Genomic DNA, 13,623 nt, shown 5'->3' on the forward strand with positions numbered 1-13,623 from the left:
GTCCCGGGGCGGCGGGAGCCGGGCAGCGTCGGGGCATGGATCCGGCCCGGGTGCTTCGCGAACAGGACGGCGTGATCACCGCCGCCCAGGCCGCTGCCTGCGGGATCGCCGCGCAGGCAGCCCGGCGGCGGGTCGCGGCCGGCCGGTGGTCGGCGCCGTTCCCCGGCGTGTTCCACGACCGCGGACAGCAGTTCGGACCGCGGGCGCGGATCCGCGCGGCCGGTCTGTGGGGCGCCGATGCCGTGGTCTCCGGGCCGGCGGCGGCCTGGTGGTGGGGGATGCTCGACGTCGCGCCCGCGGTCGTCGATCTCACGGTGCCCCGGAGCCGGCGCCGACGGCCCCGAACCGGGGTCCGGGTGCGGCGACGTGACCTCGACCCCGTCGACCGGATGCTGCGTCATGGTCTCCGGCTCACCGGCCGTCCGCTGACGGTCCTGCGGGTGACCTGGCACGACCTCGACACCGCGCCGGCTCGCGTCGTCGCCGAAGATCCGGCACGCCCTCCGCCTCGCACGCTGATCCCGGATCGGGCACCCGAACCCTCGCGCGGCGAACGGCGGGGTGCCCGATCCGTGATCACCGGACCCGGCGGTCGGCCCCGCGGCCGGAGGTACTACGTTCCGGGATCGATGCGATACGGAGCGTGGGTCGTCGGGGTCGTGGCGTGCCTGGTGGCGGCCGGGTGCGGGAGCAACGGACCCGAGCAGCAGGAGAACGTCGACGACCGGATCGACAGGACGGTGTCCAGGGTCGAGATCGACTCGGACGCGGGGCCGGTGCGGCTCGTCGCCGGTGCGGAGTCCTCGGTCGAGCAGGACCTGCGCTGGACCGGGGACGCGAAACCGCAGGTCGAGCACCGGCTCGACGGGGACGTCCTGCGGATCACTGCACGCTGCCCGGACCCCGGGACCGACCGGTGCCAGGCCGGGCTGGTGGTCACCGTGCCCGCCGCGGCCTCGTCGCGGGTCGAGCTCTCCGCGGGCGGGATCGAGATCTCCGGGCTGACCGGTGAGCAGGACGTGCGCACCAGTGCCGGCGGCGTGACCGGCACCGGACTCGGGCCGGGGTCGGTGACCGCCTCGTCCACGGCGGGCGGTGTCGATCTCCGGTTCGCCGAGGCCGCACCGGAGGTGACCGCGGAGTCGACGGCCGGGCAGGTCGACGTCCGGGTGCCGATCGGGCCCGCCTACTGGGTCACCGCCGAGACGACCGCCGGGAGCAGCACCGTCGAGGTGCCCGACCAGCCCGGGGCGGACCACCGGATCATCGCGCGCAGCACGGCCGGGGGCGTGTCGGTCACACCCGGCTGAGATGCGTGGCGACACGCCGGGCCCGGGCGCCGGGGAACCGCCACCGTGCGCGGGTAAGGTTGCGACATCAGTTCGCGAGGTGCACGGCGAGGCGCGTTGCCGCACGTGGGGGCGGTTCCTACAGTGCGGGTCGGGATCAGTGCAGTTGACCGAGGACCCGGCACGCACCCCACGACGAGACCGGAGACCGCATGAACCCGACGCGGCCGGAGCCCCAGGACCGGCTCGACCACTCGGTTGACGACTCGGCCGACGAGTCGTCAGCGACCCCGGGGCGAGGCATCCCCAGCACCAGCAGCCGAGCCCCGGAGCCGGAGCCGCTGACCGTGCACGGCCCGGCCCGGGTGATCGCCGTGGCGAACCAGAAGGGCGGCGTCGGCAAGACGACGTCCACCATCAACCTCGGGGCCGCGCTGGCCGAGTACGGCCGGAAGGTCCTGCTCGTCGACTTCGACCCGCAGGGCGCGCTGTCGGTGGGGCTCGGCGTGCAGCCGCACCAGCTCGAGGCGACGGTCTACAACCTGCTGATGGAGCGTGACGTCGAGGTCGACGAGGTGCTGCAGGACACCGGTGTCGAGAACATGGACCTGCTGCCGTCCAACATCGATCTGTCCGCGGCCGAGGTGCAGCTGGTCACCGAGGTCGGCCGGGAGCAGGCCCTCGGCCGGTCCCTGAAGCGGTTCCTGCCCGACTACGACGTCGTCCTGATCGACTGCCAGCCCTCGCTCGGCCTGCTCACGATCAACGCGCTGTCCTGCGCCGACGAGGTGCTGATCCCGCTGGCCTGCGAGTTCTTCTCGCTACGCGGGGTCGCGCTGCTGATGGACACCATCGACAAGGTCACCGACCGGCTCAATCCGGACCTGCGGCTGCTCGGCGTCCTCGCCACCATGTTCGACACCCGGACGCTGCACACCAAGGAGGTGCACGACCGGGTGGTCGAGGCGTTCGGTGACAAGGTGTTCGACGCCGTCATCAACCGGACGATCAAGTTCCCGGAGACCACGGTCGCCGGCGAGCCGATCACGGTGTGGGCGCCGAACTCCCACGCGGCTGCCTCGTACCGGATGCTGGCCCGGGAGGTCATCGCCCGGTGACGTTGCTGGCCGACGGCCCGGGTGGGCCCGTCCCGGAGAACCTGGACGACGGCGACGTCGCCGCCCCGCGGTCACGGCGCTTCACGGTGCGCCTGGTGAACTTCGAGGGCCCGTTCGACCTGCTGCTGCAGCTGATCGGCAAACACGAGCTCGACGTCACCGAGATGGCGCTGCACAAGGTCACCGACGACTTCATCGCCCACCTCGCCGATCTCGGCGACGACGCCGATCTCGACGAGACCACCGAGTTCCTGGTGGTCGCGGCGACCCTGCTCGACCTGAAGGCGGCCCGGCTGGTGCCGGGTGCCGAGGTCGAGGACGACGAGGACCTCGCCCTGCTCGAGGCCCGCGACCTGCTGTTCGCCCGGTTGCTGCAGTACCGCGCCTACAAGCAGGCCGCGCAGCTGTTCGTCGAGCTCGAGAAGGGCGCGATGCGCCGTTTCCCGCGGTCGGTGTCGCTGGAGGACCGGTACGCCGAGCTGCTGCCCGAGGTGCTGCTCGGGGTCGATGCGAACGCGTTCGCCGAGCTCGCTGCCGCGGTCTTCCGGCCGCGACCGCCGCAGGAGGTCGGTGTCGACCACCTGCACGCGGTGCACGTGTCGGTCGCCGAGCACACCCAGTTGCTGCGCGAGCGGCTCGCCGCGGCCGGTACGGCCACCTTCGCCGAGCTGACCGCGGACTGCGTCGGCACGCTGGAGGTCATCGCCCGGTTCATGGGGCTGCTGGAGCTCTACCGGGAGCGCTCGGTCGCGTTGGAGCAGCCGGAGCCGTTCGCGGACCTGACCGTCACCTGGACCGCGGACCGCGCCGATGACCCGGTCGCCTACGCGGCCGCGCTGGAGGACGAGCGGACCGCGGCGGAGGAGGCGGTGCGGGCGAGGAACCGGCGGCGCAGGAAGAAGAACCGCGACGGGGACGGTGCGGCGGGTCCGGAAGCCGCTACGGACGGCGACGGGGCGGGCGCGCAGGACGCCGATGCGGATCCGGACCTGGACGGCTCGGACCTGGACGGCTCCGGGGCGCCGGACGACGACGGGGACATCCGCCAGAGGGACGGCGGCGTCACGACGTCGGACCGGGCCGCGGGCAGCGGCTCCGACGACCCGGCGGCCGGTGCGGGACCGTGGGACGGGACAGTGCCCGATCGCGAGGGGACCGGGACGACCGGTGACTGACCCGGACGACCGGCCGGGCTCCGACGACCCGGAGGACCCGTCCGAGCTGATGCGCCTGATCGGCCGCACGGTGCCGCGCAGCCCGCACGCCGACAGGGACCGCAGCGCAGCAGGTGACGGCGGTGCTGCGGACGGCGGTGCTGCGGACGGCGGTGCTGCGGACGGCGGTGCTGCGGACGGCGGTGCGCCACGGCCAGTGACGGGCCACCGGCCCCGATCCGGTCGGCACGACGACCCGACCGTGGTGCCGGGCCCGCACCGGCCGGGTCCGGGTGGTCGCGGCAGCGCACCCGTCGCCGGTCTCGGGACGCCGGACCAGGCGGCGGGGGCGGAACCGGACGGGGAGCGCTCCGCCCCGGAGAAGCCGCCGTTCACCGAGCTCCCCGGTGACACCGAGTTTCCCGGTGACACAGAGCCTCCCGATGAGGAGGCCGGGCGGGAGCTCACCGATGACACCGAGCTGGAGAAGGTCCTCGAGGCACTGCTGCTGGTCGTCGACACCCCGGTGGACGAGGCGTCACTCGCGACGACCCTCGACCAGCCCCCGGCCCGGATCCGGCAGACCCTGAACCGGATGTCGCTCGCCTACACGGCCGACGCCCGCGGCATCGACCTGCGCCGGGTGGGTGGCGGCTGGCGGTTCTACACCCGCGACCGCTACGCCCCGTACGTCGAGAAGCTGCTGCTCGACGGCCAGCGGGCCCGGTTGACCCGGGCCGCACTGGAGACCCTGGCCGTCGTCGCCTACCGGCAGCCGGTGACCCGGGCGCGGGTCGCCGCCGTCCGTGGGGTGAACTGCGACGGCGTCCTCCGGACACTGCTCACCCGGGGGTTGGTGGAGGAGGCGGGTGCCGAGGAGCACACCGGGGGCACACTGTTCCGCACGACCGAGCTGTTCCTGGAGCGGCTCGGGCTGTCCTCGGTGCAGGAGCTGCCGCCGCTGGCACCGCTGCTGCCCGACATCGACGCGATCGACGACCTGGAAAGCTAGAGGACATGAGCAACACACACGACCCCGACGGAGTCCGGCTGCAGAAGGTGCTGGCCCGCGCGGGTGTCGCCTCACGGCGGGCCGCCGAGGAGCTGATCGCGCAGGGCCGCGTGCAGGTCGACGGCGTGACCGTCCGCGAGATGGGCCGCCGGATCGATCCGGACACCGCCGTCCTGCACGTCGACGGTGCGCGGGTCACGCTGCGCGACGACCAGGTCTACCTGGCCCTGAACAAGCCGCGCGGCCTGCACTCGACGATGTCGGACGACCTGGGCCGCCCCTGCATCGGTGATCTGCTGGCCGACCGGGTCGAGCTGATGAACGAGGCGCAGCGCCTGTTCCACGTCGGACGGTTGGACGCCGAGACCGAGGGCCTCCTGCTGCTCACCAACGACGGGGAGCTGGGACACCGGTTGATGCACCCGTCCTACGAGGTGCCGAAGACGTACCTGGCCGAGGTCGAGGGCCGTATCCCACGGGACCTGGGCCGGCGGTTGCGGGACGGGATCGAGCTGGACGACGGGCTCGCCCGGGTCGACTCGTTCAAGCTCGTCGACTCGCTGCCCGGCCGCGCCACCGTGGAGCTGGTGCTGCACGAGGGGCGCAAGCACATCGTCCGCCGGCTGCTCACCGAGGTCGGGCACCCCGTGCAGCGGCTGGTGCGCACGGCGGTCGGCGAGGTGCGCCTGGGCAACCAGAAGCCGGGCAAGCTGCGCCCGCTGGACCGGGTGGAGATCGGCTCCCTCTACAAGGCCGTGGGGTTGTAGCGGTGGCCGTGCGCGCACTGCGCGGTGCGACCCAGGTCGACGCCGACGAGCGGCAGCAGATCCTGGACCGTTCCGCCGAGCTGGTGACCGCCGTGCTGGAACGCAACGAGCTCGTCGCGGCGGACATCATCTCGATCTGGTTCACCGCCACCCCGGACCTGACCGCCGAGTTCCCGGCCTACGCCGCCCGGCTGCTCGGGCTGACCGACGTGCCGCTGATGTGTGCCACCGAGATGGCGGTCCCGGGGGCGTTGCCGCGGGTGCTGCGGTTGCTGGCCCATGTGGAGACACCGAAGGAACGCTCGCAGATGCGCCACGTCTACCTGCACGGGGCGCGTGCACTGCGGACCGACCTGCCGCAGTAGAGACCCCGCCCCGGCCGTGCCACACCGGACCGGCGAGAATGCCCCACGCATCATCGGCACGACAGTGTGGGGGACAGGTGGCCTTGCGGGGCGTCGTCGCGATGGACGGTCCGTCCGGGACGGGCAAGTCGACCGTCTCCCGGCGGCTGGCGCAGGCCTGCTCGGCCGCCTACCTGGACACCGGTGCGATGTACCGCGCTGCGACCCTGGCGGTGTTGCGCGCCGGGCTCGGCGAACAGACCCCGGCGGCCGAGCTGACCCGGGTCGCCACCGCGGCGACGATCGAGTCGGGCACCGACCCGGCCGCACCGACGATCACCCTGGACGGCGAGGACGTCTCCGCCGAGATCCGTGGCCCCGAGGTCACCACTCTGGTGTCCGCGGTGTCGGCGGTACCCGAGATCCGCGCGGAGCTGGTCGGGCGCCAGCACGCACTGATCCGGGCGGCGGTGGACGGCGGCGGCGGAATCGTGGTCGAGGGCCGCGACATCGGCACCGTGGTGGTGCCGGAGGCACCGCTGAAGGTGTACCTGACGGCGTCACCGGAGGTTCGCGCCGCACGCCGCGGCAGGCAGGACGCGCGAGCGGGCCGGGAGTCCGACCTGCACCGCACCCTCGCCGACGTCGAGCGACGGGACCGGCTGGACTCGTCACGCCGGGTGTCGCCGCTGTACGCGGCGGCCGACGCCCTCGTGCTCGACACCGACCTGCTCTCCGCCGACGCCGTGCTGGACCGGTTGCGCCAGCTGGTCACGGAACGGGGGCTGGACGGGTGAGCCGGGCGGGTGCCGCGCCGCCCGGGCTGCCCCCCGGCAGCATCGGATGGCTGCACGACCTGGCACGATGGCTCGGTACCTGGATCTTCACGCCGTTCTACCGGATCCGGGTGCGGCACCGGGAGCGCATCCCGGCCGAAGGGCCGGTGGTCGTCGTCGCGAACCACAGCGCGTTCGTCGACGGGCCGCTGCTGTTCGGCATGTTCGGGCGGCGGGTGGTGTTCCTGGTGAAGCAGGAGATGTTCCGGGGGCCGCTGCGGCTGCTGTTACCGGCGCTGGGACAGATCCCGGTCCGCCGGGAGGTGGCCGACCGGCGGCCGCTGGTCGCCGCGCTGGACGTGCTACGCGGTGGTGGTGTGGTCGCGGTGTTCCCCGAGGGCACCCGTGGCACCGGCGAGGTGGCCGCGGCCCGGCAGGGTGCGGCCTGGCTGGCCAGGGCGGCGTGTGCACCGCTGCTGCCGGTGGCGGTGCGCGGGACCCGGCGTCCGGACGGGTCGGGGCGCAGGTTCCGGCCTACGGTGGACGTCCTGGTCGGTGCGCCGCTCCCGGCCCCGTCCGTCCCCGGGCGGGCCGGGTTGGCGGCCGCGACCACGGACGTCGCGCAGGCGCTGCGGGCCCTGGTCGGCGAGCTCGCCGGGCCGCGCAACGACAGACAGCTATGAGGCCGGATCGAACCCGGCCGGGACGTGAGTGACAGGTGAGTGACGACAGGAGCGGCGCCGACATCGTCGGGGACGCCGACCGAATGGAGATGGACCGGCTGGGGCTCGACCCCGCCGAGTTCGTCGCCGTCGACGAGGAGGGGCACGCCGCCGCCGGGATCGACCCGGACGAGGTGCTGGCCACGCCGACCCTGGCCGTGGTCGGTAGGCCGAACGTCGGCAAGTCCACGCTGGTCAACCGGCTGCTCGGCCGCCGGGAGGCGGTCGTGCAGGACGTGCCGGGGGTGACCCGGGACCGTGTCGTCTACGACGCGTTGTGGAACGGCCGCCGCTTCAAGCTGATGGACACCGGCGGGTGGGAGCCGGACGCCTCCGGATTGCAGGCGTTCGTCGCGCAGCAGGCCGAGACCGCGATGCGCACGGCCGACGCGGTCCTGCTCGTGGTGGACGCGTCGGTCGGTGCCACCGCCACCGACCAGGCCGTCGCCCGGGTGTTGCGCCGCGCGGACGTCCCCGTCCTGCTGGCCGCCACCAAGGTCGACGACGACCGGCTCACCTCCGACACCGCCGAGCTGTGGCGGCTCGGGCTCGGCGAGCCGCACCCGGTGTCCGGCCTGCACGGGCGTGGCTCCGGTGACCTGCTCGACGCGGTCCTCGAGGTGCTGCCGGAGACCCCGCGCGACGACTTCGGGGCGTCCGGCGCCGGGCCACGGCGGGTCGCGCTGGTCGGCAAGCCGAACGTGGGCAAGTCGAGCCTGCTCAACAAGCTGTCCGGGGAGATCCGGTCGGTCGTGCACGACGTCGCGGGCACCACGGTCGACCCGGTCGACTCGCTGGTCGAGCTGGACGGCGAGGTGTTCCGCTTCGTCGACACCGCGGGCCTGCGCAAGCGGGTCAAGATGGCGTCCGGGATGGAGTACTACGCGTCGTTGCGCACCAGCTCCGCGATCGAGGCCGCCGAGGTCGCGCTGGTGCTGATCGACGCCTCCGAGCCGATCGCCGAGCAGGACCAGCGGGTGCTCACGATGGTCGCCGAGGCCGGTCGGGCGCTGGTCATCCTGTTCAACAAGTGGGACCTCGTCGACGAGGACCGCCGGGAGCAGCTGACCCGGGAGCTGGAGCGGGACCTGATCAGTGTCCGCTGGGCGGAACGGGTCAACGTCTCGGCCCTCACCGGGCGCGCCACCCAGCGGATCGCTCCCGCGATGCGCCGGGCGTTGGCGTCCTGGGAGACCCGGGTGCCGACCGGGCGGCTCAACCAGTGGCTGAACGACCTGGTCGCGGCCACCCCGCCGCCGGTGCGCGGCGGCAAGCAGCCGAAGATCATGTTCGCCACCCAGGCACAGACCCGTCCGCCGACGTTCGTGCTGTTCACCTCGGGCTTCCTGGAGGCGGGGTACCGCCGGTTCGTCGAGCGCAAGCTCCGGGAGGAGTTCGGCTTCGGCGGCACGCCGATCCGGTTGTCGGTCCGGGTGCGCGAGAAGCGCCCGCGGAACAAGTGACGATGCGCGTCCTGCTCGGCCGGCCAGGGGCACGTTGCTGGGAGCCCGGTGAGATCGCCACGCCCGAGCCGGGACCCGGCGAGCTGCTCGTGCGGGTCCGCGCGGCCGGGGTGAACCGGGCCGACCTGCTCGCGCTCGCCGGCCGCTACCCGGTGCCGCACGCCGGCCCGGACGGCGTGTTCGTCGCCGGGATGGAACTGGCCGGGGAGGTCGTGGCGGCCGGGCCGGGGACGGCCGGTCGCGGCCTGGGCGACCGGGTGTGCTGCAGCGCCGCGGCCGCGTTCGCCGACTATGCCGTGGTCGACGCCCGCCGCGCGCTCCCGGTGCCCGCCGGACTGCCCTGGGCCGACGCCGCGGCCCTGCCGGTGGCGCTGGAGACGGCGCACGACGCACTCGTCACCCAGGCCGGTTTCGGCTCCGGCTCGGTGCTGGTGCTGGGTGGGACGACCGGCGTCGGGCAGGTCGCGATCCGGTTGGCGCGCGCGCTCGGCGCCGAGCCGGTGCTGGCGACGACCACCTCCCCGGCGAAGCGAGACGCGCTCGCGGCAGCCGGAGCGGTGCCGTTGGTGAGCCCGGACGGGCTCGCCGACGCGGTCCGCTCCGCGACCGGCGGGGAGGGCGTGGACGTCGTCCTCGACCTGGTCGGAGGCGAGCATCTCGCTGCTGCGCTCACCGGTGTCCGGGTCGGCGGGACCGTGGTCCAGATCGGCCGGTTGGCCGGGCCGGCCGCCACACTGGACCTGAACACGCTGTCGTTCCGCCGGCTGCGCCTGATCGGGACGACCTTCAGCGTGCGGTCCGCGGACGAGCGGGCTGCCGTCACGGCTGCGCTGGCCCCGGTGCTGGACCTGGTCGTGGACGGCCGGGTCCGTCCCACCGTCGACCGGGTCGTCCCGTTCCACGAGGCGTCCGCCGCACTCGATCACCTCCGGTCCGGCGCGGCGATCGGCAAGGTCGTCCTCGACCTGGGTGAGTCTGCTCCAGGGCAGGCGTAACCGACGCGTCCTGTCCGGCGAGGTCGCAGGCGGGACGGTGTTCGAGCGGTGGTGGCCCGCCGTCCTGGCGGTTCGACGGGCCCTGGCCGAAAGGTCCTTTTCCCTGGATCCGAGATGTCACCCTCAGTAGCCTGTGCCCGGTGAGAGACACATCGGTGGGGCGCCCCTTCCACGGCCGCACCGCCGAACTCGAGCTGCTCAGATCCGCATTGCGAGCAACGATCGCCAACGGGGTGTCGGCGGTGCTGCTCGGCGGTGACGCCGGTGTCGGCAAGACCAGGCTGGTCACCGAGTTCGGCCGGACCGCCGTCGCCGAGGGCACCGTCGTGCTGACCGGGCGGGCGCTGGACATCGCCGAGGCACCGTCGTTCTGGCCGGTCGTGTCCGCCCTGCGCGAGCACGCCCGGACCGGGACGGGGGAGGCGGCGCGGCTCTTCGCGGCTGCGCTGGACGCTCTCGAGGGCAGCGGCGGCACGTCGGCGTCGGGCCGGGTGGAGATGCTCGGCGAGCTGTGCGGGCTGGTCGGGCGAGCCGCCCGCGACGCACCGGTGGTGCTCGTCGTCGACGACCTGCACTGGGCCGACCGCTCGACCCGGGACCTGTTCGCCTACCTGCTGGCCGGGTTGACGACCGAACGCGTCCTGCTGGTCGGGACCTACCGCGACGACCCCGCCGGCGGCACACCGGCCGCGCTGCTGCCGCTGGTCACCGAGCTCCGCAGGCACCGCACCGTCACCTTCCGCCAGGTGCAGCCGCTGCCCCGCGGCGAGCTGGCCGAGCTCCTCGGCATGTGGGCGCCCGACCGTCCGGACCTGGAGCCGATGGTGTGGGCGCACTCGGCGGGGAACGTGTTCCTGGCCGAGCAGACCGTGCGGGCGGTGCTCGACGGAGATCCGCGCGGGGTGCCGCAGACCGTGCGGGAGCTCGTGCGGGCCGGGGCCGCCGGGCTCTCCGCGGGAGCCAGGGACGTCGTGCGGGCGATCGCGGCCGGTGTCGGTGACGTCGAGCACCCGCTGCTCGCCGCCGTTCTCGACCGGTCGGGGGCCGAGCTCGCCGTCGACGTGCGGGAGGCCGTCGACGCCGGGTTCGTCGTGGTCGCGGGCAGCGACGGCTACGCGCTGCGGCACGGGTTGATGACCGAGGTCGTCGCGGGGGACCTGCTCCCGGCGGAGCGGGTCGACCTGCACGAGCGGTACGCACGGGCCCTTGCCGACCGCGAGGGCCCGGGTGTCGCGGCCCGGCTCGCGCACCACTGGCACCGCGCGGGGCACCCGGCGCAGGCGCTGGCCGCCACACTGGCGGCGGCGGAGGAGGCGGAGCGGCTGCGGGGTTACGCCGAGGCGCATCGGCACTGGCTGCGTGCGGCGACGCTCCCGGTGGCCGGGTCCGCGGTCGCCCGCGGCGGGTTCCTGGAGCGGGCCGCCGCCGCGGCCGAACTGGCCGGGGACCACGAGTCGGCGGTCGCCCTGCTCTCCGAGCGGTTGGCCGGGCCGGAGGCGCCGACCGGGATGGACGAGGCGGTGCTGCGCTGCCGCCTGGCCCGCTACCTGATGTCGGCCGGGCAGGCAGGCGAGGCGGAGGAGGCCGCGCGGCGGGCGGTCGCCGCGCTGCCGGTCGCTCCCGCGGACGGTCCCTCCACCGGTGCGGCCACCGAGGCGGCCCGGGCCGAGGTGCTCGCCGGGTACGCGACGGCCCTTCTGGCACGGGCCGAGTTCTCGGCCGCCCGGAAGGTCGCCCAGGAGGCACTCGTACCTGCCCGCCGGGTCGGTGAACCGCGTGCGTTGGCGTCGGTGTTGTCGGTGCTCGGCTTCGGCGCGGCCTTCACCCGGGACGGCGGGGCCGGGTTGGAGGCGCTGACCGAGGCCGTCGGGATCGCCGAGGCCAGCGGGGATCCGGTGACGTTGGGGGAGTGCCTGCAGCAGCGCGCCGAGCTGTTGTCCGGCCCGCTGAACGCGCTCGACGAGGGGGTCGCCGAGGCCCTGGCCGGGGCCGAACGGATGGCGGAGCTCGGGCTCGGCCGGACGGCCGCGGTGTCGCTGCGTGCGCTGGCGGCGAACGCGATGTTCCGGCGCGGCTCCTGGGACGAGGCCGAGCACCAGGTGATGCTGGCCTGGGCGGCAGCGCCGGCGGGTGCCCAGGCGGTCGAGGTGCGGCTGGCCAGGGCCCGGCTGCGGATGGGCCGGGGGGACCTGGACGGCTCCGAGGAGGACCTGGCGGCCGTCGAGCTCGTCGCGGGCTCCGCGGGGCTGCCGAAACTGCGGCTGCCGCTGCTGATCCTGCGGGCCGGGCTGGAGATGTGGCGGGGTCGCCCGGAGGTCGCGCGCGAACACGTCGACGCCGGGCTGGACGTCGTCGAGTCCGGGATCGACGACGTCTGGGCCTACGCACCGCTGCTGTGGCACGGTGCGCGGGCGCACGCCGAGGCGGTGATCGCCGGGCGCCCACCGGACCCCAGCGGACTGCGCAGGTTGCGCAGGCACCGCGGTGAGCTGATCGCCCGGGGCGACCGGTCCGTCCCGGCGCTGCGTGCGGTCCTGGCGACGTACGAGGCGATGTGCACCGCCGAGGACGCGCGGATCACGCCGGGTGCCGACACCGGCACCTGGGCCGGGGTCGCCGACCTGTTGGAACGGCTGGGCCAGCCCTACCCGACGGCGTACGCCCGGTTGCGCAGCGGTGAGGCGCTGCTCCGCGCGCGGCGGTTCGGGGCCGGTGCCGACGAGCTCGGCCGCGCGGCGACCGGGGCCCGGGAGCTTCGGGCGGCACCGCTGCTGGCCGAGATCGCCGAGATCGCCCGCCGTGCGCGGGTGCAGGTCCCGGAGCTCCCGGTGATCGTGGCCCAGCCGTCCGGCGTCCGGGTGTCGCAGTCCGACCCGGCCCCGGACAACCCGCTCACCCTGCTCACCGACCGCGAGCTGGAAGTACTGGAGGTGCTGGCGGACGGGGCGACGAACAAGGAGATCGCCGCGGCGTTGTTCATCGCCCCGAAGACCGTCGGCGCCCACCTCGCCCGGATCTTCGCCAAGCTGGGCGTCACCAACCGGACGCAGGCCGCCGGTGTGCTACGCCGGTACGTGCCGGAGCGCGGTGTGACGGAATAGGGCGCACTTGGCGCAACGCTAGGGCATTCACCCGATGGCCCGGTGCGGGCTCTCGGTGAGGCTGGTGCGCACGCCGACCAGCTCGAGGAGGCCCGGGTGAGGACGCTGTTCGAGACACCGTCGGACGGGCGGGGCGCAGGCCCTCCGGGCGGGCCCGCACGGATCGCCGCCCTGCTCGCCACCACGCCCGAGGACATCGACGGCGTCGTCGCCCACCTGGAGCAGCTGCAGGAGATCCTGGAGCAGGAGTACGGGCCACGTGACGGCCTGGCCTGCTTCAACCACCTGTACCTGCACATCACCCGCGGCATCCGGCACCAGCTCGACGGAGACCACTTCTCCGACCGGGACTTCCTGGTCCGGCTCGACGTCGAGTTCGCCCGGCGCTACTTCCGCGCGCTGCTCGCCGACGCGAGCGGCTCCGAGCCGCCCCGCTCCTGGGGTGTGTTGCTCGAACGACGCTCGCACCCGCGGATCGACCCGATGGAGTTCGCCGTCGTCGGGGTGAACGCGCACGTCAACTTCGACCTCGCGCCGGCCGTCGTCCGGACCTGCACGGTGCTGGGCCGGACCGCGCTCGGACCTGCCGAACGGGCCGACTACCGGGCCGTCAACGACGTCTTCGCGCTGCACATGAACAAGCTGATCGAGCACTTCGAGGGGTGGCTGGGCGACGCGCTCGACGGGACGGTCGCCGAGCAGCTCATCGGCGCGGTCGCCGACGTGCCCGTGGTGCTCGCCCGCGAGGTCGCGTGGCGGCAGGCGCTGGAGCTGTGGGAGCTGCGGTCGCGGCCGACCGAGTACGAGCGCGAGATCGACGCGCTGGACCGGCGCACCGCGCTCATCGGACGGGGACTGCTCACACTGGGGTCCCTGACATGA

Annotated in this window: 11 protein-coding genes and 2 pseudogenes; all 13 read left to right on the forward strand. The window is 74.1% G+C overall.

What is annotated here, in order from left to right:
• Window positions 1–35 precede the first annotated feature (35 nt).
• A pseudogene (locus tag AB0J24_RS17665) lies at window positions 36–110 on the forward strand (hypothetical protein); the annotation flags it as partial.
• Window positions 111–629: 519 nt separating this feature from the next.
• Window positions 630–1,310 carry a hypothetical protein gene (locus AB0J24_RS17670; protein WP_358682718.1) on the forward strand — a complete coding sequence of 227 codons (681 nt, stop codon included), beginning with the start codon at window positions 630–632 and terminating at the stop codon, window positions 1,308–1,310.
• A gap of 191 nt (window positions 1,311–1,501) precedes the next feature.
• Window positions 1,502–2,407, forward strand: coding sequence for a ParA family protein (locus tag AB0J24_RS17675; RefSeq protein WP_358682509.1), 906 nt, complete (start codon window positions 1,502–1,504; stop codon window positions 2,405–2,407).
• Between the two features lie 41 nt (window positions 2,408–2,448).
• A pseudogene (locus AB0J24_RS17680) lies at window positions 2,449–3,204 on the forward strand (segregation/condensation protein A); the annotation flags it as partial.
• A gap of 370 nt (window positions 3,205–3,574) precedes the next feature.
• Complete coding sequence (scpB, locus tag AB0J24_RS17685; RefSeq protein ID WP_358682512.1) at window positions 3,575–4,573, forward strand: SMC-Scp complex subunit ScpB; 999 nt, start codon at window positions 3,575–3,577, stop codon at window positions 4,571–4,573.
• A 5-nt stretch (window positions 4,574–4,578) separates the two neighbouring features.
• The gene (locus tag AB0J24_RS17690; RefSeq protein ID WP_358682515.1) at window positions 4,579–5,340 is read left to right on the forward strand and encodes a pseudouridine synthase; all 762 of its coding nucleotides are present in this window, start codon (window positions 4,579–4,581) and stop codon (window positions 5,338–5,340) included.
• Between the two features lie 2 nt (window positions 5,341–5,342).
• On the forward strand, window positions 5,343–5,705 hold the full coding sequence (aroH, locus tag AB0J24_RS17695) for a chorismate mutase (protein WP_358682518.1): 363 nt from the start codon (window positions 5,343–5,345) through the stop codon (window positions 5,703–5,705).
• A gap of 38 nt (window positions 5,706–5,743) precedes the next feature.
• Window positions 5,744–6,481: a (d)CMP kinase gene (cmk, locus tag AB0J24_RS17700; RefSeq protein WP_358682521.1), complete on the forward strand. Its 738-nt coding sequence runs from the start codon at window positions 5,744–5,746 to the stop codon at window positions 6,479–6,481.
• Complete coding sequence (locus tag AB0J24_RS17705) at window positions 6,478–7,143, forward strand: lysophospholipid acyltransferase family protein (RefSeq protein WP_358682524.1); 666 nt, start codon at window positions 6,478–6,480, stop codon at window positions 7,141–7,143. Before cmk ends, AB0J24_RS17705 begins: the two co-directional genes overlap by 4 nt.
• 83 nt (window positions 7,144–7,226) lie before the next feature.
• Window positions 7,227–8,645, forward strand: a complete 1,419-nt coding sequence (der, locus tag AB0J24_RS17710) for a ribosome biogenesis GTPase Der (protein ID WP_358682710.1) — start codon at window positions 7,227–7,229, stop codon at window positions 8,643–8,645.
• A 2-nt stretch (window positions 8,646–8,647) separates the two neighbouring features.
• Entirely contained in the window at window positions 8,648–9,640 is a 993-nt protein-coding gene (locus tag AB0J24_RS17715; RefSeq protein ID WP_358682712.1) for a zinc-binding dehydrogenase, read from the forward strand.
• A gap of 140 nt (window positions 9,641–9,780) precedes the next feature.
• Entirely contained in the window at window positions 9,781–12,741 is a 2,961-nt protein-coding gene (locus tag AB0J24_RS17720; protein ID WP_358682527.1) for an AAA family ATPase, read from the forward strand.
• A 96-nt stretch (window positions 12,742–12,837) separates the two neighbouring features.
• Entirely contained in the window at window positions 12,838–13,623 is a 786-nt protein-coding gene (locus tag AB0J24_RS17725) for a DUF5995 family protein (protein WP_358682530.1), read from the forward strand.

Source organism: Pseudonocardia sp. NPDC049635 (assembly GCF_040659795.1).
In the GTDB taxonomy this organism is placed as follows: Bacteria; Actinomycetota; Actinomycetes; order Mycobacteriales; family Pseudonocardiaceae; genus Pseudonocardia.

Bases quoted from the DNA above. Each gene is read 5' to 3' on its own strand.
- AB0J24_RS17670 (WP_358682718.1), top strand. From the start codon at position 630: ATGCGATACGGAGCGTGGGTCGTCGGGGTCGTGGCGTGCCTGGTGGCG.
- AB0J24_RS17675 (WP_358682509.1), top strand. From the start codon at position 1,502: ATGAACCCGACGCGGCCGGAGCCCCAGGACCGGCTCGACCACTCGGTT.
- AB0J24_RS17690 (WP_358682515.1), top strand. From the start codon at position 4,579: ATGAGCAACACACACGACCCCGACGGAGTCCGGCTGCAGAAGGTGCTG.
- cmk (WP_358682521.1), top strand. From the start codon at position 5,744: ATGCCCCACGCATCATCGGCACGACAGTGTGGGGGACAGGTGGCCTTG.
- der (WP_358682710.1), top strand. From the start codon at position 7,227: ATGGAGATGGACCGGCTGGGGCTCGACCCCGCCGAGTTCGTCGCCGTC.
- AB0J24_RS17715 (WP_358682712.1), top strand. From the start codon at position 8,648: ATGCGCGTCCTGCTCGGCCGGCCAGGGGCACGTTGCTGGGAGCCCGGT.